The organism is Candidatus Krumholzibacteriia bacterium (genome assembly GCA_035268685.1).
Taxonomy (GTDB): domain Bacteria; phylum Krumholzibacteriota; class Krumholzibacteriia; order JAJRXK01; family JAJRXK01; genus JAJRXK01.
In genome coordinates, this window is record DATFKK010000085.1 from 18,935 (window position 1) to 37,454 (window position 18,520).

At 66.3% G+C, this 18,520-nt stretch carries 16 protein-coding genes; 7 read left to right on the plus strand and 9 right to left on the minus strand.

The window, feature by feature from the left end:
- Positions 1–139 precede the first annotated feature (139 nt).
- From VKA86_08410 to rpmH, 8 genes are all read right to left on the minus strand, one after another.
- Entirely contained in the window at positions 140–1,054 is a 915-nt protein-coding gene (locus VKA86_08410; GenBank protein HKK71227.1) for a ParB/RepB/Spo0J family partition protein, read from the minus strand.
- Positions 1,029–1,808, minus strand: a complete 780-nt coding sequence (locus VKA86_08415) for an AAA family ATPase (protein ID HKK71228.1) — start codon at positions 1,806–1,808, stop codon at positions 1,029–1,031. Before VKA86_08415 ends, VKA86_08410 begins: the two co-directional genes overlap by 26 nt.
- A gap of 249 nt (positions 1,809–2,057) precedes the next feature.
- A complete protein-coding gene (locus tag VKA86_08420) occupies positions 2,058–2,738 on the minus strand; it encodes an RsmG family class I SAM-dependent methyltransferase (protein ID HKK71229.1) in 681 nt (226 codons plus the stop codon).
- The gene (locus VKA86_08425; GenBank protein HKK71230.1) at positions 2,692–3,291 is read right to left on the minus strand and encodes a R3H domain-containing nucleic acid-binding protein; all 600 of its coding nucleotides are present in this window, start codon (positions 3,289–3,291) and stop codon (positions 2,692–2,694) included. The genes VKA86_08420 and VKA86_08425 overlap by 47 nt, the downstream gene beginning before the upstream one ends.
- A gap of 51 nt (positions 3,292–3,342) precedes the next feature.
- The gene (gene yidC, locus VKA86_08430; GenBank protein HKK71231.1) at positions 3,343–5,160 is read right to left on the minus strand and encodes a membrane protein insertase YidC; all 1,818 of its coding nucleotides are present in this window, start codon (positions 5,158–5,160) and stop codon (positions 3,343–3,345) included.
- Between the two features lie 4 nt (positions 5,161–5,164).
- The gene (gene yidD / locus VKA86_08435) at positions 5,165–5,461 is read right to left on the minus strand and encodes a membrane protein insertion efficiency factor YidD (GenBank protein HKK71232.1); all 297 of its coding nucleotides are present in this window, start codon (positions 5,459–5,461) and stop codon (positions 5,165–5,167) included.
- Complete coding sequence (rnpA, locus tag VKA86_08440; GenBank protein HKK71233.1) at positions 5,458–5,835, minus strand: ribonuclease P protein component; 378 nt, start codon at positions 5,833–5,835, stop codon at positions 5,458–5,460. The genes yidD and rnpA overlap by 4 nt, the downstream gene beginning before the upstream one ends.
- Positions 5,836–5,896: 61 nt before the next feature.
- A complete protein-coding gene (rpmH, locus tag VKA86_08445; GenBank protein HKK71234.1) occupies positions 5,897–6,031 on the minus strand; it encodes a 50S ribosomal protein L34 in 135 nt (44 codons plus the stop codon).
- Between the two features lie 485 nt (positions 6,032–6,516).
- Between rpmH and dnaA the strand changes: the two genes are divergently transcribed.
- The 7 genes from dnaA (at position 6,517) to VKA86_08480 (ending at position 17,199) form a co-directional block, all read left to right on the plus strand.
- Positions 6,517–7,941, plus strand: coding sequence for a chromosomal replication initiator protein DnaA (gene dnaA / locus VKA86_08450; protein ID HKK71235.1), 1,425 nt, complete (start codon positions 6,517–6,519; stop codon positions 7,939–7,941).
- A gap of 538 nt (positions 7,942–8,479) precedes the next feature.
- Positions 8,480–9,604, plus strand: a complete 1,125-nt coding sequence (dnaN, locus tag VKA86_08455; protein ID HKK71236.1) for a DNA polymerase III subunit beta — start codon at positions 8,480–8,482, stop codon at positions 9,602–9,604.
- A gap of 13 nt (positions 9,605–9,617) precedes the next feature.
- Positions 9,618–10,790, plus strand: coding sequence for a DNA replication/repair protein RecF (gene recF, locus VKA86_08460; GenBank protein HKK71237.1), 1,173 nt, complete (start codon positions 9,618–9,620; stop codon positions 10,788–10,790).
- Positions 10,787–11,092, plus strand: a complete 306-nt coding sequence (locus VKA86_08465) for a DUF721 domain-containing protein (protein HKK71238.1) — start codon at positions 10,787–10,789, stop codon at positions 11,090–11,092. Before recF ends, VKA86_08465 begins: the two co-directional genes overlap by 4 nt.
- Positions 11,093–11,108: 16 nt before the next feature.
- A complete protein-coding gene (gyrB, locus tag VKA86_08470) occupies positions 11,109–13,037 on the plus strand; it encodes a DNA topoisomerase (ATP-hydrolyzing) subunit B (GenBank protein ID HKK71239.1) in 1,929 nt (642 codons plus the stop codon).
- A gap of 27 nt (positions 13,038–13,064) precedes the next feature.
- A complete protein-coding gene (gene gyrA / locus VKA86_08475) occupies positions 13,065–15,593 on the plus strand; it encodes a DNA gyrase subunit A (protein ID HKK71240.1) in 2,529 nt (842 codons plus the stop codon).
- Positions 15,594–15,648: 55 nt separating this feature from the next.
- Complete coding sequence (locus tag VKA86_08480; protein ID HKK71241.1) at positions 15,649–17,199, plus strand: FlgD immunoglobulin-like domain containing protein; 1,551 nt, start codon at positions 15,649–15,651, stop codon at positions 17,197–17,199.
- Positions 17,200–17,233: 34 nt separating this feature from the next.
- On the opposite strand, the gene VKA86_08485 is transcribed toward VKA86_08480, so the two are convergent.
- Complete coding sequence (locus VKA86_08485; GenBank protein HKK71242.1) at positions 17,234–18,388, minus strand: HD domain-containing protein; 1,155 nt, start codon at positions 18,386–18,388, stop codon at positions 17,234–17,236.
- Between the last annotated feature and the right edge of the window lie 132 nt (positions 18,389–18,520).

Here is an 18,520-nt window from a genome sequence, read left to right on the forward strand (position 1 = left end):
GGAAAACTATGGGGACGCCGTGGACAACTGTGCACGATTCCAGGACGCCGCGGCTCTTCGCCACAGCTCACCGCGCCCGGGTCCGTCGTGTAAGATGATTGATCGCAACGAGTTGCGGTGTCCATCGGCACCAAAGGCATCACAGCTGACTCGAGATCCCCAGAGACTCCAGAATCCGCTCGAGCTCCTCGTCGGAGAAGAACTCGATGTTGATCCGGCCCCTGTTGCCCCGGCGGGTGATCTGACACGGGCTGCCGAGGTGGCGGAAGAGTCGCGTCTCGAACTCCCGGAGGGCCCGGGCCTCGGGATCACGCGCGGGCTCCTGGTCCGGGGCAGGCTCCGATCGCTGCGGCGCCTGGAGGTCCTGGATCTTCTTCTCGAGCGCGCGGACGCTCAGCCCGTGCTTCGCGACGGTCCGGGCCAGGCTCAGGCGCTGCGAGCCGTCGTCGAGGCGGAGGAGGGCACGCGCATGACCCATGGTCAGCCCTCCCTCGACCACGAGGTTCCGGATCGTCTGTTCGAGGTTCAGCAGGCGGAGCATGTTGCTGACGCCACTCCGGCTCTTGCCGAGCATGTCGGCGAGCTCCTGATGCGTGGCACCGAGGTGCTCCATGATCGAGCGATAGGCCTCGGCCTCTTCGATGGCATTCAAGTCCTCACGCTGGATGTTCTCCAGAAGTGCCACCTTCATGCTCTCGGTTTCGGCGATTGAGCAGACGATCGCCGGAACCTCTTGCAATCCAGCGATTTCAGCGGCTCGCACCCGGCGCTCGCCCGCGATCAGCTCGTAGGAATCGCCCCTCCGGCGCACCAGGACCGGCTGTAGGACGCCGTTGGACCGAATCGACTGGGCGAGCTCGTGGAGCTGCTCTTCGGCAATGCTTTTCCGAGGCTGGTGCGGATTCATGCTCAGGTCCGCAATGCGGAGGATCCGCGCCTCTCGGTCGCCGAGGGCGGTCGCGCCGTCGCCGTTGGACCCCGCCGGTCGGTCCTCCGGGGTCGAGTCTCCCAGGAGAGCCCCCAGGCCCCTACCCAACGCACGCTTGCTCGTCATGGGCGATCACCTCCTTGGCGAGTTCCAGGTAGCTCTGGGCACCGCGGCTCTGGACGTCATGGAGCAGGACGGGCTTTCCGAAGCTGGGACTCTCGCCGAGGGTCACGTTCCGCGGGATCACGGTGGTGTAGACCGCATCTCCGAAGTACTCACGTGCCTCGTCCGAGACCTGCTGGCTCAGCCGCAGGCGCCGGTCGAACATGGTGAGCAGGACCCCTTCGATGCGGAGGGCAGGATTCATGGACCTCTGCACCAGTCGGATCGTGTTCAGCAGTTGGGACAGGCCCTCCAGGGCGTAGTACTCGCACTGGATCGGGATGAGCACGGAGGCGGACGCGGTCAGGGCGTTGACCGTGAGCAATCCAAGGCTTGGGGGCGTGTCGATCAGGACATAGTCGTAGCTCTCGGCCACCGACCCGAGTGCTCGCTCGAGGAAGCGCTCGCGACCCTCGGCGTCCACGAGCTCGATCTCCGCGCCCGAGAGACGCTGATCGGTGGGGAGCGCGTCGAGGAAAGGAAGCTCGGTCTTCCGTATTCCCTCGGCCGCAGCCGTCTGGCCGAGGAGGACCTCGTAGCTCGTGGTTTCCAGGTCGCTCTTCTGGATCCCGAGTCCGCTCGTCGCGTTCCCCTGGGGATCGAAGTCCACCAGGAGGACGCGCTTCTCGGCCACCGCCAGGGAGGCCGCGAGGTTGACGGCAGTGGTCGTCTTCCCGACCCCGCCCTTCTGATTCGATACGGCAATGATCCGACCCATCGTGCCTCCGGAGTCTCGAGGTGGGTACGGTCGTGGTTCTCGCAGGGCAGGCGGAGATTGGGTCCTTCGGAGCCGGCGCGCAAGATCGTGTCTGTCGTCACATGGGGAGCAGATGGGGAAAACCGCCGAAAGGTTCGTAGCGACAGTGAGTTGACCTGGGGGAAAGTTCTCGGGCGGCTGCGCCGTTTCACGTGAAACCGCACGGCCCCGGCACGCTCTGCTGTTCAGCCGTGGGCACAACTCCTGGTTTCACGTGGAACACGCGTCGGTGCGCCGAAGCACATAGACCCACCGGTCGCCCGCCCGGGCGTCTTCCAGGACATTCCAGCCCCGCTCCACCTCCCATGGCCCGTGGGAGTCCCACGACCAACCATGGCGCTGGAAGGTCACGACGCGTCCTTCGTCCGACAGCAGCGGGGTGACCCAACCCAGGAACTGCTCGATGTGGGCCACGGCCTTCGCCGTTGCCCAGGAGAACGGATCCGCGTTGAGCGTGCGGACGTCGCCGAAATGGGCCCGCGCCTTGTCCAGACCCAACCTCAGGACTTCTCGTTCGAGGAAGTCGCTTCGCGTTCGTCGGCGCTCGGACAGGACGATCTCCGTGTCCGGAAACGCGCAAGCCCAGACGATCCCAGGAAAGCCGCCCCCGGATCCGACGTCGAGGACACGATCCTCCGGCCCAAGGCCGAGCTCGAGGCCCGCACGGAGACTCTCCTCCATGAGTCGGGCCACCTCGGTCTTGGGATCGAGGCGCGAAACCAGGTTCTCCACCGGATTGAACCGGAGAAGATCCTCCCGGTACGCCTGAAGTCGTTCCACGGTCCGCGGCGAGAGGCGCCGCTCGAGATCAGTAGGTAGTTGTAAATGCGGACTTTTCAGTTCCTCAATTCTCCGCTTTGTGAATGACGATGTGCTTCGCCGCCCCTTCACCGAGGGAATAGGTCTCCAGCCCATCCATCTCCTGGACCGTCACGTGGATCACGCGCCGATCCCGGGCGTTCATCGGTCGCAGGTGCTCGTCCTCTCCCGATTCCGCCACACGACCCGCGAGTTCCCGCGCCAGCTCCCGGAGTTCGGCCTCGTGCTTCGCCCGGTACTGATTCACATCGACCTGGACCGGCACCATGTGCCCGACCTCGTGGCTGGCCATCCGCCCGATGAGAACCTCGAGCGCCTCGATCCCCGAGCCGCGCTTGCCGATCAGGACGCCGGCGTGCTTCGAATCGACCTCGATCCACACCCGCTGATAGTCCTCGTGCAGGAACTCGATGTCCGCGTCGATGTCCGCGGCCTCGAGCAGGTCCTCGGTGGCCTCGACCACCGCGGCATCGTCCTCGGGCGACGGTTCGTACGCCGGGCGCTCGCGAGCGCGCGACGGCGCCACGTCCTCCAGCGAAACGCTGGGCGTGGGGGTCTCGTCGATCACGATCTCCGGTTTGGGGATCGTGCGCTCGTATCGTTTCCGGGTCCGTCGAGATCGCATGGATTCTTCCTCTCCGCTTCGGTCGTCTTCCCGCAGTCCGCGGGCAGGGTGCTAGGAGGCACTCGCCTCGGCCGGCTGGGGCGCGGTCTTCGAGATGCGCCAGGTCTGGTACGCGGACAGGCCCGTGTTCACGAGCCAGTACAGCACGAGCCCGGCGGGGCTCTGGTAGAACACGAAGAACAGCATGAGCGGCATGAAGGTCGTCATCATCCGCATCTGCTTGGCCATGGGATTGTCGGCCTGGCCCGCCGTCGTGGTCTGCTGGAACTTCGTCTGCGCGTACATCCCCAGTGCCATCAGGAAGGGCAGCAACGAGAAGTACTCGCCCAGGAACGGGAGCGCGAAGGGCAGCTCGAACAGCGCATCGGGACGACTGAGGTCGTCGATCCACAACGCGAACTCAGCCTGCCGCAGATCGATGGTCTTGCGCAGGATGGTGAACAGTGCCCAGAACACCGGCATCTGCACCAGCAACGGGAGACAGCCGCCCATGTTCAGTGGATTGACACCGTGCTCCTTGTACAGCGCCATCATCTCCTTGCTCTGGCGCTGCGGGTCGTCCTTGTACTTCTCCTGCATCTTCTTCATCTTCGGCTGCATTTCCTGCATCCGGCGCATGCTCATGACGCTGCTCTTGGTCAGCGGCCAGAACAGCAGCTTCGTGAAGACGCTGAACAGGATGATGGTCCAACCCCAGTTGGGCACGATTCCGTGGAGGAGACGCAGGCCGATGAGCACGGTCTCGGCGATCCACCGGAAGACTCCCGGGCCGAGATCGACGAGGGCCGTGAGGTTCGCGTTCCACGGGTCGCTGTCGTAGCGCGCCAGGACGTCGTTGTCGACCGGTCCCATGTAGACGGTGTAGTCCACGGTCGCCGGTTCCCGCCCTTCCAGCCCGAGCGCGGCGCGGAAGGTCTGTACTCCGCGGTCGTGGTCGCCGTCGAGCCGGACCTCGCCGAGCTTCGGATCGGGAGAGATGACGGTGGTGAGGAAGTACAGCGACTCCACACCGCTCCAGCTCACGCTGCCCTCGTAGATGCGCCGTCCGTCGTTGCCGTCGCCCTTCAGCTTGCCGTAGCCGACCTTGTGGATGTCGTCGCCGACCCGCGCCACGGCCTTGAACTCGCGGATCTCCCGGGCGCTGTCGGGCTCGGTGGTCGCGATCCCGCCCGGCCAGCCGACCTCCCACCGCGTCGGAAGCGTCTCCCCGCGGCCGGGGACCACACGCGCCGAAACGTCGAAACCGTAGCGGTCGGGATGGAAGCGGTAGACGATCTCGACGCCCCCACCGTTGCCGCGCTGCGCAGTCAGGACGAGGTCGGCCGGTGCGTCGTCGGCGGCCAGGGCAATGCTGCTCCGTTGAGCGTCGAACTGCACCTGCCGCAGATCGAGCGCGCGGTCCTCGAGCAGGATCCGCAGTGCGTGCGCCCGCTGCGACTGGGGATCGAGCGTGCGCTCGCCGATCAGATCCACCGGCGAGCCGTCGACCAGGTCGAACTCACGCAGTTTCCACGAGACGATGTCGCCCCCGACGCGGTCGATCTGTGCTTCGAACAGCGGGGTGCTGACCTGGACCAGCGAGCCGCGATCGGTGTCCGCCACTCGGGTCCACTCCCTGGCCTCGGCCGGCGGTACCACGGCACGTTCGGTGTCCGGGATGGCGGGCGCGGTGTCCCCGAAGGTCGGCGGCCGGTCAGTGGTCGGCTCTGGCGGTCGCTCCGCGCTCTGCTCGGTCGCGGTCGTCTCGGTGTCCTCGGCCGGCGGGGGTGTCTCCGACGGGAAGAGGGCGAACCACCCGATCCAGACCACCGCCATCAGGGCGAAGGCCAGGATCGTACGGCTGTCGAAGGGTTGCTGGTTTCCCTGCACGATGTCAGTTCCCGGAGGCCGAGCGTGGACCGCGCGCCTCGGTTGGGGTCAACGGAGGCCTCTTGGAGCCCTCCGACGGGACCGGATCCAAGCCGCCCTCGTGGAACGGATGGCAGCGGAAGACCCGCCGCAGCCCGAGCGCCGCGCCACGCCACGCCCCGAAGCGCCGGATGGCGGTTTCGGTGTAGTGCGAACACGTGGGCGTGTACCGGCAATTCGATCCCAGAAAGGGCGAGATCGTCGCTCGGTACAGTTGGATCAGGAACACGGCCCCTCGGGCGGCCCAGGACGTCCACGTCATCGGGAATCACCCTCGGAGCGGTCGCATCGTTCGAACAGTTCCCGGAGTTCGTTCGCCATCTCCGGCGACCGGGCCCCGTCTCGTACCAGACTTCTCCGCGCGACCAGCACGACGCGGCTCGAGACGGGAAGGAGGTCGTTCACGTCACGGAGCGCCGCCCGGAGGACTCGCTTGGCCCGATTCCGGGCGACCGCGTTGCCGACCCGACGACTGGCCACCACCCCGGCGCGCGTCTCGTCGACGAAGCGGTCGCCGAGGATCTCGCGCCCTTTTTCACGGGGAAGGAGGAACAGAACGACATGCGGACCATGGGCGCGGCGACCGTGCTCGTAGACCGCGTCGAACTCGCGCTTCGCCTTGATGGTCCCCTTCAACCGGACTCCCGCGCCCGACGCTCCTCCGCGAACGACCGTGGGCGCACGCCGGATCGGATCGTCAGGCGCTCAACTTCTTACGACCCCGCGCACGGCGCCGCTTCAGGATGGCGCGCCCGGCCTTCGTCGACTTCCGCTTCCGGAAGCCGTGGTCGCGCTTGCGCTTGAGATTGCTGGGCTGGAAGGTCCTTTTCACGGTCCGACCTCGTCGCTGTGCGCGTCTGCGCGAACTCCGGGTGAAACGGGCGGACAGCGCCGCCGGATCAGCCGGGAAACACTAGAGGTGGCACGGCCTTTCGTCAAGCGGGGTCGACCCCCCTCTGCTGCCCGGAGCGGGCCGGAGGAGCCGGGCCCCGATCGACACCCGACCGACCCCTGAAGACCCACCGCTGCAAACCCCGGCACCCCAACAGGTTCAAGAAGAGATGAAGAACGACCCATTGCGTCTGCTTGCCGCACGCGGTCCGAAGTGCTAGGTTCGCGCGCCCCGGGTGGACAAGTCACATCCGCCCTGGTGAGTTTCTTCCACAACCTTCGCGTTTGGGGAAAACTCAGTCGGTACTTGTACCGAATCTTCTGACAACCTACCGCCGTGCAACAACATCCGGAAGCTCAACTGTGGTGGATAAGTTGTTGATTCATCCACCCTTGAACCCCACGACCCATCCGAGGAGCGAACCGGTGACCGCATCTCTGCCACCGCGTGATCTCGACGCGGCAGCCGGAACTCCGGACGACGATGGGATGGTCCTCTGGGAGCAGATCCTTTCCAGGGTCCGCCAAGAGGTCAATGAGCAGACGTACAAGACCTGGTTCGCCCAGACCCGTTTCCTGACCATCGAGGACCATGTCCTCCAGCTGCAGGGCCCCAACCAGTTCTTCGTCGACTGGCTCACCGAGCATCATCTCGAACTGCTCCAGCGGGTCGCCCGCGAGGTCACCGGTTCCCCCGTCCAGGTCCACGTGATCGTGGACGAGGAACCCGTCTCGAGCGCGGCCTTCGAACGTCCATCGGTGAGCACCGGCTCCCAGGCTCCGATCCCGTCCACCCCCGTGGCGCGTCTCCGGCCGCGCGACGCGGGCCTGAATCCCCGGTACACCTTCCAGAGCTTCGTCGTCGGCGAGAACAACCATCTCGCCTCGGCGGCCTGCATGGCCGTCGCCGACCAGCTCGCCCACGCCTACAACCCGCTGTTCCTCTACGGCGGTGTGGGGCTGGGAAAGACCCACCTGATGCAGGCGATCGGCAATCGCGTCCTCGAGAGTGACCCGCACGCGATCGTCCACTACGTCTCCGCCGAGAACTTCATGAACGAGTTGATCCAATCGATCCGCGGCGGCAAGAACATCGAGTTCAAGAACCGCTATCGGACCGTGGACCTGCTCCTGATCGACGACATCCAGTTCCTGGCCGGCAAGGAGACCACGCAGCAGGAGTTCTTCCACACCTTCAACGCGCTCTACGACGCCAACAAGCAGATCGTCGCGACGAGCGATCGTCCCCCCCGCGACATCAGTGCGCTCGAGGAACGGCTGCGCAGCCGCTTCGAATGGGGTCTCATCACCGACATCCAATCGCCGAACTTCGAGGAACGCGTCGCGATCCTCACCAAGAAGGTCGAGCGCGAGGACGTCCTGATTCCCCACGACGTGATCGTCCTGATCGCCGAGAGCATCCAGAGCAACATCCGGGAACTCGAAGGAGCCCTGGTGCGGCTCCTGGCCTTCTCCAGTCTGACCGGCAGCGAGATCAACCTCGACATGGCGCAGGAAGTCCTCAAGGCCTTCCTGCACCGCAGTCGGCCGCAGACGGACTTCACGATGGCCGACATCACGCGGGCGACGGCCGATTACTACCAGTTGTCCCTCGACCTCCTGCGTTCGAAGGTCCGGACCAAACAGGTGGCCTACGCGCGACAGATGGCCATGTTCATCTGCCGTGAACACACGCGGGCATCCCTGAACCAGATCGGAGGGCGCTTCGGCGGGCGGGACCACACCACGGTCCATCACGCCTGGCAGAAGATCCGCGAACTCCTCGAGCACGACGGCGAGGTGCGATCGGACTACGAAGCGATCCTCGGCCATCTCCGGAACCCGAACTGACGCTTCCTCCGTCTTCGTGGCCTCGCTTCCACGGAGCAGCCGGACGGCCCGGATCTCGAAGGTCCGGGCCGTCGTGCTTCCGCTGAGGGCCGTCTCCGCCCATCGGCGCAGCGACCGATGGCGGAATCCCTGGGGACGATCCTTGGGAAAGACCTGGGAACGTTGTCAGGAAACACCCGGGGACAAACACCCGATCGCCCCCACCTGTGCACAGATGACGATCGCTCCCCGATCCCTCCCCGTTCCGTCCCAGGACGTCGCACAGCCGAAGACACGCAGAAGGCACACCGATCGGTAAAGTTGCACGACTCCATCACCGCTCTGTCCCCACCGCCCCCAGCCCTTCTTCCACTACTGTGTTCCTGTATACATCGAAAGAGGAGAGTAGAGAGCGGGAGGGCTTCGCGAACGGCCCAGCGGGTCTTGTGAGCATGGCAGCGCTGGAGTACGATACCGGGCCCGCCGCGCAATCCGCCGTTCGGTGGACCGGCCGCGACGAGCCGACGTCCCTGCGTTCCTTCCCGCGAAAGGCCCCACCGTGAAGATCCAGGTCCAGCAGCCAGATCTCGTGCGCGCCCTCGGAGCGGTCGCCAACGTGGTCAGCAGCAAGACCACCTTGCCGATCCTGTCGACGATCCTGTTCGACGCGACGAAATCGGGTCTGACGCTGGCCGCGACCGATCTCGACGTCTCGGTCGTCACGAAGGTCGGCGAGGTCGAGGTCGAGAAGGACGGCAAGGCGGCGATCCCGGCGTCGAAGTTCGTCGCCTTCGCGCGGACGCTGGGCGCCGATCCGGTCGTGATCAAGGCGTCGGGCGAGAAGGTCGCCGTGACCTGCGGGCGAGCCCGGCTCGAGGAACCCTGCATGGCTCCGGAGGACTTCCCGAGTCTGCCGAGCTTCGGGGAGATGGCCTCGATCGAAGTCCCGGGCGAGATCCTCACGACCATGATCCGGACCACGATCTACGCGATCTCGCGCGACGAGACGCGACCGGCCCTGCAGGGCGTGCACTGGGAACTCGAACCCGACGCGATCACGATGGTGGCCACCGACGGACACCGGCTGAGCCGGGTGCGGCGCGAGGTCGGGACGGGGCTGCCGGAGACACGCAAGTTGATCGCCAGCAGTGCAGGTCTCCAGCAGGTCCTGCGACTGACCGAAGGCGTCGAAACCGTCCGTATCCACCTGGGAGAGAATCAGTTGAGTTTCGAACTCGGCGACACGGTGGTGCACACGCGGCTCGTCGAGGGCATGTTCCCCAACTACGAGCAGGTGATCCCGAAGGGCAACGAGCGCCTCGTCACCTGTGATCGGCAGACGCTCGCGGACCGCATCCGGCGGGTGAAGATCTCGGCCGACCGGGTCACCAACCAGGTCCGGTTCGAGCTCGAGCCGGGAACGTTGAACCTGTCGGCCAGCGGCACCGAGGGCAGCCGTGCCGAGGACCAGCTCCAGGTCGAGTACGACGGCGAGCCGCTGATCATCGGATTCAACCACAACTACGTCGAGGACGTGCTCAAGCACATGGCGGCCGAGAACGTCCAGATCGCTCTCGACCGGCCCGATACGGCGGCGATCGTGGTCCCGGCCGACCCTCCCGCGGCGAAGGCCTCCGACAGCGACGACCTGTGCCTGCTGATGCCTCTCCGCCTGAACGATTGAGTTCCGGTCCGCCGTGCGGATAACCCGCGTCAAGCTCCACAGTTTCAGGAACTTAGAGCCCCTGGAGGTGGCCGTTTCGCCCCGCGTGAATATACTGTTGGGACGCAACGGGCAGGGAAAGACGAACTTCCTCGAAGGTCTCTCGTACCTGGCCCTCGGGCGCTCGTGGCGCACCGGACGCGACCGCGAGCTGATCGGGTTCGACAAGGATTTCTGCCACGTGACCGTGGAGGGGCGTGACGATCAGGGCGATTCCCTGAAGCTCACCGCGTCGCTCACTCGGGAGGGAAAGAAGAAACTCGAGATCGACGGCCAGGCCCTGGCGCGTCAGTCCGACCTCGTGGGGCACCTCTCGGTGGTGCGCTTCGATCCCGACGAGGTCGAACTCGCGAAGGGCAGTCCCGAGCATCGGCGCCGCTTCCTGGACTACACCCTCAGTCTCTGCTCGGCGAGCTACTTCCGTCATCTGCTCGACTACCGCCGCGCGGTCGCCCAGAAGAACCGTCTTCTGAAGCAGCGCGACGGAAGTCTCCAGGGGCAACTCGATGCCTTCGACGGCGAGCTCGTGCGCTCCGGCGTGCCGCTGCTCGTCGAACGTGCCCGCTTCCTCGGAACACTCGAGGAGCACACGCGCGAGGCCTATCGGGAACTGGCTCCGCGTGGCGGACGCCTGGAGCTGCGGATCACGACGACCGTCGAGCGAGAGAACGACGAGGACGAGGACGCCACGCGGGCCGCCTTCGTCCGCCGACTGGAGGAGATACGAGCGCAGGAACTCACGATGAAGCACGCTTTGGTGGGCCCGCACCGCGATCGACTCGACGTCGACCTGGGAGGCCACTCGCTCCGCCGCTACGGCAGCCAGGGCGAGAAACGGACGGCGTCGATCGCGCTCAAGCTCGCCCAGGGGGAACTCCTGTACGAGCGCACGAACGAACGGCCCGTGGTGCTGCTCGACGACATCTTCAGCGAACTCGATCGCCATCGGACCGAGGCCCTGCAGACACGTCTCCATCGTGAGCACCAGCTGTTCATCGCGACCGCCCGGGTGGACCACGTGGTCGCCCTTCGCGACTGGGAGGCGCTGAAGGTCTGGACCGTGCGCGACGGCGTGCTCACGGAACTCGAATCGCTCGACGACGACGTCATCGCGGCCCAACGGCGGGCCATGACGGAGGACGCATGAACGAAGGACCCCGACGGCTCGACGAGGTGCTCGACGGACTCATCGGACGCAGCCCATTACGGCCCGGTCTGGAACGTCAGCAGGCCCTCGAGAGTTGGAAGGACGTCGTGGGTCCGGAGATCGCGCGACACAGCCGCGCCGAAGCGATCCACGACGGGGTCCTGCGCGTCCGGGTCGAGAGCAGCGTCTGGGCCCAGGAACTCGTCCTCCTGCGCTCGCAGATCCTGAAGGGATTCGCCGAGCGCCTCGGGCCGGGAGAGGTCCGCGAGATCCGCTTCCATTCCGGCAGCGAGATCCTCTGAACACGAGGAGACGGAATTGAACGCACCGCACGAGCAGTACACGTCCAAGGGGATCCAGGTCCTGAAGGGCCTCGAGGGCGTACGCCATCGACCCGGGATGTACATCGGCGACACTGCGGAAAGAGGCCTGCACCATCTCGTGTACGAGGTCGTCGACAACTCGATCGACGAGGCGTTGGCCGGACACTGTGACCAGATCCACATCACGGTCGAGGCAGATGGCCACGTGAGCGTGCTCGACAACGGACGCGGCATTCCCGTGGACTACCACGAAGACGAAGGCAAGTCCGCGCTCGAGGTCGTCATGACCTCTCTGCACGCCGGCGGTAAATTCGACAAGGGTAGTTACAAGGTGTCCGGTGGTCTGCACGGTGTCGGCGTGAGCGTCGTGAACGCCCTCAGCTCCGAGACCGAGGTCGAGGTCTACCGCGGCGGGAAGATCCACCGGCAGACCTACGTGCGCGGAATCCCGAGCACCGACGTCGAGTTGATCGGCGAAGCCCCCGAGGGCAAACGCGGAACCCTGGTTCGCTTCCTCCCCGATTCGGAGATCTTCGAGGTCGACCGGTTCAGCTTCGACACGCTCGCCCAGCGTGCGCGCGAACTCGCCTTCCTGAACGCCGGTGTGAAGATCGTCCTGACCGACCTCTCCGAGGACGATCCGCGCGAGCAGTCGTTCCTCTACGAGGGCGGGCTCCAGGAATTCGTCGCCTGGCTGAACAAGAACAAGGAGATGCTGCACGGCGCACCGATCACCATCAACGGTGAGCGCGACGGCGTCGAGGCCGAGATCGCCATGCAGTACAACGAGAGCTATCGCGAGAACATCTTCACCTACGTCAACAACATCCATACGATCGAGGGTGGAACCCATCTCAGTGGCTTCAAGACCGCGCTGACGAAGACCATCAACGACTACGCGGAGAGTTCCGGGCTGGCCAAGAAACACAAGGTCAAGCTGCTCGGTGAAGACGTTCGTGAAGGCCTGACCGCAGTCGTGAGCGTGAAAGTCCCCGAGCCGCAGTTCGAGGGACAGACGAAGACCAAGCTCGGCAACAGCGAGGTGCAGTGGGTCGTCACCAACCTCGTCAACCGAGCCCTGGCCGAGTTCTTCGAGGAGAACCCGGCGGTCGCGAAGAAGGTCGTCGAGAAGGCCATGGGAGCGGCCCGGAGCCGCGAGGCCGCCCGTAAGGCCAAGGAGCTGACGCGCCGCAAGAACGCGCTCGAGAGCTCGAGCCTCCCGGGCAAGCTGGCCGACTGCAGCAACCGCGATCCGGCGGTGTCGGAGATCTACCTCGTCGAGGGCGACTCGGCCGGCGGCAGTGCCAAGCAGGCCCGAGACCGGAACTTCCAGGCGGTGCTCCCGCTCAAGGGCAAGATCCTGAACGTCGAGAAGGCGCGGCTGGACAAGGCGCTGAACAACGAAGAGGTGAAGACGATCATCACCGCGCTCGGTACGGGTGTCGGTGAGGACCAGTTCGACATCTCGAAGCTGCGCTACCACAAGATCATCATCATGACCGACGCGGACGTCGACGGCAGCCACATCCGGACGCTGCTGCTGACCCTGTTCTTCCGCTACATGCCCGACCTGATCGTCGATGGTCACGTGTACATGGCCGAGCCGCCGCTCTACCGCGTGTCGAAGAAGGAAGACGCCCGCTACGCGCAGACCGAAGACGAGAAGGACCAGATCGTCGCCGACTTCGGTGGCGAGAAGGGTCTGTACATCCAGCGCTACAAGGGTCTGGGCGAGATGAATCCGGAGCAGTTGTGGGAGACCACGATGAACCCGGAGTCGCGTACGATGACCCGTGTCCGTCTCGACGACGTCGCCGAGGCCGAGCAGGTCTTCACCATGCTCATGGGAGACCTGGTCGAGCCGCGCCGCCGCTTCATCGAAGAGAACGCCGAGCACGTCGATCTCGAGGAACTGGACATCTAGTCCTCATCCCTGCCGAGGAAGACTCCGTTGAGTGACGAACGCATCCTGAACGTCGATGTCGAGCGCCAGATGCGGCGCTCGTACCTCGAGTACTCCATGTCGGTGATCGTGTCGCGCGCCCTGCCCGACGTGCGCGACGGTCTGAAGCCGGTGCACCGCCGCGTGCTCACGGCGATGAACGACCTGAACCTCTCGCCCGGGCGGCCCTACCGCAAGAGCGCGAAGATCACCGGTGACACGACGGGCAACTACCATCCGCACGGAACGGCGGCGGTGTACGACACCCTCGTGCGACTCGCACAGCCCTTCTCGATGCGGTATCCGCTCGTCGACGGACAGGGCAACTTCGGCAGCATCGACGGCGACTCCCCGGCGGCCGAGCGCTACACCGAGGCCCGCCTGACGCCGCTGGCGATGGAGATGCTGCGCGACCTCGAGAAGAACACCGTCGACTTCGTCCCCAACTACGACGGCAGCCGCGAGATGCCGAGCGTGCTGCCGAGCTCCGTGCCGAACGCCCTGATCAACGGGACCACCGGCATCGCGGTGGGCATGGCGACCAACTGCCCACCCCACAACCTGACCGAGATCGTGGACGGCCTGATCGCCCTGCTCGAGAGCCCGGACATGGAGCCCATCGAGATGCTCCAACACGTCCAGGGACCGGATTTCCCCACCGGAGCGTTGATCCACGGCCGCGCCGGCATCCGCGACTACGTGACCACCGGCCGCGGCCGGGTGGTCATGCGCGCCCGCACCGAGTTCGAGGAACTGCCGAGCGGCCGCGAGGCGATCATCGTCCACGAGATCCCCTACTACGTGAACAAGGCCGAACTGATCCAGAAGATCGCACAGCTCGTGCGCGAGGGTCACATCACCGGGATCGCCGACCTCAACGACGAGACCGATCGCCGCGGCATGCGCATCGTCATCACGTTGAAGAAGGACGCCCAGGGGCAGGTGGTCCTGAACCAGCTCTTCAAGCACACCGCCATGCAGAGCACCTTCGGGGTGAACAACCTCGCGCTGGTGGGCAACCAGCCCACGGTGCTGAGCATGAAGGACACGATGCAGCACTACCTCGACTTCCGGGAGGAAGTCGTGGTGCGGCGTACGCGATTCGACCTGGAGAAGGCCGAGGCGCGCGCGCACATCCTCGAGGGCTACCGCATCGCGCTCGACAACATCGACGAGATCATCGAGCTGATCCGCGGCAGCGCCGACGCCGAGACCGCACGCAACGAACTCATGCAGCGATTCGGCCTGAGCGAGCGTCAGGCGCAGGCCATTCTCGAGCTGCGTCTTCAGCGACTCACCGGACTCGAACGTGGGAAGATCGAGACCGAGTACCAGGAGTTGATCCAGGAGATCGAACGTCTGCGTTCGATCCTCGAGAGTCGCGCACTGCAGTTGAAGATCATCGAGGACGAACTCCGCGAGATCCAGAGGAAGTACGGCGACGAGCGGCGCACCGAGATCATGGACGCACAGGGGGACGTGTCCATGGAGGACCTCATCGCCGAGCGCGAGATGGTGGTCACGGTCAGCAACGCCGGATACGTCAAGCGCCTCGCCTCGAGCGAGTACCGCAGCCAGGGCCGCGGCGGCAAGGGGGTGTCGGCCGGAGCGCTCAAGGACGAGGACTGGGTCGAGCAGCTCTTCGTGGCGAGCACGCACGACGACGTCCTGTTCTTCACGACCTACGGCCGGGTCTTCAGTCTGAAGGTCTACCAACTGCCCGAGGCGAGCCGGACGGCGCGGGGGAAGTCCCTTCGCAACCTGTTGCCGCTCGATTCGGAGGAGCGGGTGAACGCCACGCTGAAGGTGCACGGAGAATTCAGTTCCGATCGATTCCTCTTCTTCTCGACACGCAACGGACTGGTCAAGCGTACGTCGTTGGACCAGTTCCGGAACATCCGGTCGTCCGGGCTCCGGGCGATCGGGCTGATGGAGGACGACGAATTGATCGGCGTGCGGTTGACGCAGGCCGGCCAGCACGCGATCCTCACCGCTCGGTCGGGCAAGTGCATTCGCTTCGCCGTCGAGGACGCCCGGGCCATGGGGCGGACGGCGCGTGGGGTGAAGGGCATCGAGCTCGCTTCGGCGGACGACGCGGTGGTCAGCATGATCGTCGTCGACGCCGACGACATCTCGCAGCTCCTGTGCGTGACCGAGGGGGGCTACGGCAAGCGGACGGTGCTCGACGAGTACCGACTGCAGAACCGGGGCGGCAAGGGCATCATCACCATGAAGGTGTCCCCGCGGAACGGCCCGATCGTGGCGCAGCTCGGCGTGTACGAGACCGACGAGGTCATGATCATCACGCGGCGGGGAGTGATCATCCGCACCGCCGTCGAAGGCATCAGCAAGATCGGCCGGAACACCCAGGGTGTCCGGGTGATCCACCTCAATCCAGGAGACATCGTTTCGACCATCGCCAGGATCGCCACGCCCGAGGACATCGAGGACGAGATCGAGGGCGACTCCGCGGACGAGGCGACCCCCTCGGATGCTTCGGATCCGAGCCCGGACGGAGACCAGGGGTCCGAGGCCTAGGCCCAGGATCCCGCCGCGGTTCCGCGGACCCCGCGGAACGACGGAGACGGACTGGATGGGTGCAACGACGCTCGGTCGGAGCCGTTCGAATCCCGAACGCTCTGGCCGGAGATCCGCACGACGGATCACGCTCCTGCTGCTGATTCTTCTCGTGGCCGCACAGCCGGCACGGGGGACGGCGGAGTCCACGACCGAACTGGTCGACGGTTTCCGGCTCGTGCACGACGGCGCGGGAGCGTTCCGTCTCGAGCGTGACGACACAACGTATCTCGATGTCGAACTGCGATGGTTCTCGGCGACCGGCGGCCGTGCCGACGGAACGCCCCTGACCGCGGCCGCGGGATGGCAGCCCGTGGCGCGCGACGAGGGGACGGTTGCGCGGAGCGCGGCGCTGGACCGCGAGCTGCACGTCCGCACCCGACACTGGCGCTACTTCCACGTCGATCCGGTGGCCTTCGTCGATGCGCAGATGCTCACCGCCGAGGGGGACGAATCGGCGGGCGCGGCAGGCCTCGCCCTGCGCGCCGACACGGGCTGGACGCGGCGTACGGTCGTCTCGCGACCCCACCTGGCGATCGGACGCGCGCCGAGTGTCGAGTTCGAGATCCTCGAGACCACGGTCGCGCTCGACGCCCATGAACGGCGCCATCTGGGAGTCGTGCGCCTCGATCGTCGCCGGTCGGTACCCCAGGCCGACGGGTCCACGCTCCTGTGGGAGGCCGGGACTCCGACCACCTGGCCCCTGGCCGTGATCGTGGCGCGATCCCGATCGTCGCTCGAGTACCTGGCCGGCCAGGCCCTGGTGACCTTCGACGGGGTCGGCGCGGAGGATCCGCCCGGGTGGAAGGTCCCACCCATGTGCGGTCGCTGCCGTGATCCCCGGATCGAGGAACTCCGGGTGGAGCTGTCCCTCCGCGACCGCAGCCTCCGCGTGCTCGCGTCGACGCCATCCGACCGGTCGGTCCATCCGGTGAGCTGGGAATCCCTGCGTCTCGAGGGCGTTCCGCTGAACGTCCACGACCGCGGACCCGAGGGCGCGGGGCGCCGCTACGTGATCCCGGTGTCGTCACCCCTGGCCCTGGAGATCGCCCGCGCCTCCGTCGACGGATCGCTCGACGCCGAGATCTGGATGGACGCAGGGGTGGGAGTCGAGCCGGACGACGTGCTCGTCATCGCGCCTTCCCGGATCGACGAGTCGATCGAGGCCCTGGCCCCGGCGCATCTCGTGGACGAACTCCCCAGCTATCTCTCGCCCGACCTGGTCACCAACTGGCCGAACCCCTTCCGCGACGCCACGATGATCGAGGTCGAGGTTCCATCGACCCTCGGCGATGCCTTCGAGCTCGAACCCTCGATGCGTCGCCGTATCGATCCGTCGTCGCCTCCCCCCTTCGGGCCGCGGCCCATGGTGCGAGTGAAGGTCTACAACGTGAGCGGACAGCTGGTCGACGTGCTCGACGAAGAGGTCCGCGAGGCCGGACGCTTCAGCGTGCACTGGAACGGAAGTGACGCCCAGGGACGGCCCGTGGCCGCCGGTGCCTACTACGTGAACGTCGAGATGGGTGACTGGTCGGTGACCAAGCGCGTGCTGCGGATCCGCAACTAGCCGGCACCCCGCTCCGGTCGTCGCAGCCCGGCGCTCAGACCTCGGTCTCCAGCACGGCCTCGAGGATCTCCTCGGGGTTCTTCGCGCCGGTGCGGTCCTGGTACTCGCGGCAGCGGTGCAGGATGCGGCCGAACTCCGGGCCGGGCCGGATTCCGCGCGCGACGAGGTGGCGGCCCTGGACCACGTCGGTCGGCGCCTCGGCTTCGACCTCGAGGGCGCGGGCCCTCTGCACGAAGTGATCCCCGGCGGGGAAGCGGCGCGCGAGGGCCTCGGGCGTGGTACGGCCGAAGTGGTCGGCCCGGGCGAGACGCGCCAGCAGTTGCATGGACACCCCGGACGCGGCGAGCCGGCGGGCCAGGCGACGGTAGGCGCGGTCGGTCGAGTGCTGCTGGTAGAGCAGCGCCGGCGCCAGGTGATGCCGGGTGAGCGACCGCACGCGGGCGATCAGGTCCTTGGGCGCGCGCAACCGGTCGAGCAGCGACTGCACACGGGGCTCGCCCGCGACGTCGTGACCCGGCGAGCGGATGCGACCCTTCTCGGCGAAGGTCGTGGTCGCTTTGCCGAGGTCGTGACACAGGGCTCCGAACATGAGCGCCTCGTCCTCGGCGCGGATCTCGCGCGTCGACTTCAGCGACGCGGCGTGGCCGCTCATCCGCAGGCGGGCCGCCTCGTCGCAGACCATGAGCGTGTGCTCCCACACGTCACCCTCGGGGTGCCACTGCGGGTCCTGGGGAACCCCCACGAGGTCGTCGAGTTCGGGCAGGAAGCGCAGCAACGAAGTGCGCTCGAGCAGTTCGAGCCCGATCGACGGCTCCACGCCCTTCATCAGCAGCTTGCGGAGCTCCTCGAAGATCCGCTCGCCGCTCAGCTCGCTGAGGTCCTGCTCGTGGCAGATCCAGAGCAGCTCGGCGTCGGGTTGCATCTCGAAGCGAGCGGCGAACTGGGCGACGCGCACGGCGCGGAGAGGGTCCTCGCCGAAGGACCCCGGGTCGCAGGCGCGGAGCAGCCCTGAACGAAGATCCTCGAGTCCGCCGAGAGGGTCGAGGAACTCCCCCGTCAAGGGGTCCAGGGACATGGCGTTGATCGTCAGGTCGCGGCGACGCGCGGCGTCGACGAGCGACAGGTGCGGATCGACCTCGACGGCGATTCCGCGATGGCCGGGGCCGACCTTGCGATCGCGGCGAGGCATGGAGATGTCCACGTCGAGATCGCCCGTCCGCAGGACGCCGAAGCTGCGACCGATCTCCTTGACCGGCCCGATCCCGGAGAGGATCTCCGAGAGGGTCTAGGGGTCGATTCCGAAGACCTCGAGGTCGACGTC

Coding starts and splice junctions, on each gene's coding strand:
- VKA86_08410 (HKK71227.1), bottom strand. CDS start 1,054: ATGACGAGCAAGCGTGCGTTGGGTAGGGGCCTGGGGGCTCTCCTGGGA.
- VKA86_08415 (HKK71228.1), bottom strand. CDS start 1,808: ATGGGTCGGATCATTGCCGTATCGAATCAGAAGGGCGGGGTCGGGAAG.
- VKA86_08425 (HKK71230.1), bottom strand. CDS start 3,291: ATGCGATCTCGACGGACCCGGAAACGATACGAGCGCACGATCCCCAAA.
- yidD (HKK71232.1), bottom strand. CDS start 5,461: ATGACGTGGACGTCCTGGGCCGCCCGAGGGGCCGTGTTCCTGATCCAA.
- VKA86_08465 (HKK71238.1), top strand. CDS start 10,787: ATGAACGAAGGACCCCGACGGCTCGACGAGGTGCTCGACGGACTCATC.
- VKA86_08480 (HKK71241.1), top strand. CDS start 15,649: ATGGGTGCAACGACGCTCGGTCGGAGCCGTTCGAATCCCGAACGCTCT.
- VKA86_08485 (HKK71242.1), bottom strand. CDS start 18,388: ATGCCTCGCCGCGATCGCAAGGTCGGCCCCGGCCATCGCGGAATCGCC.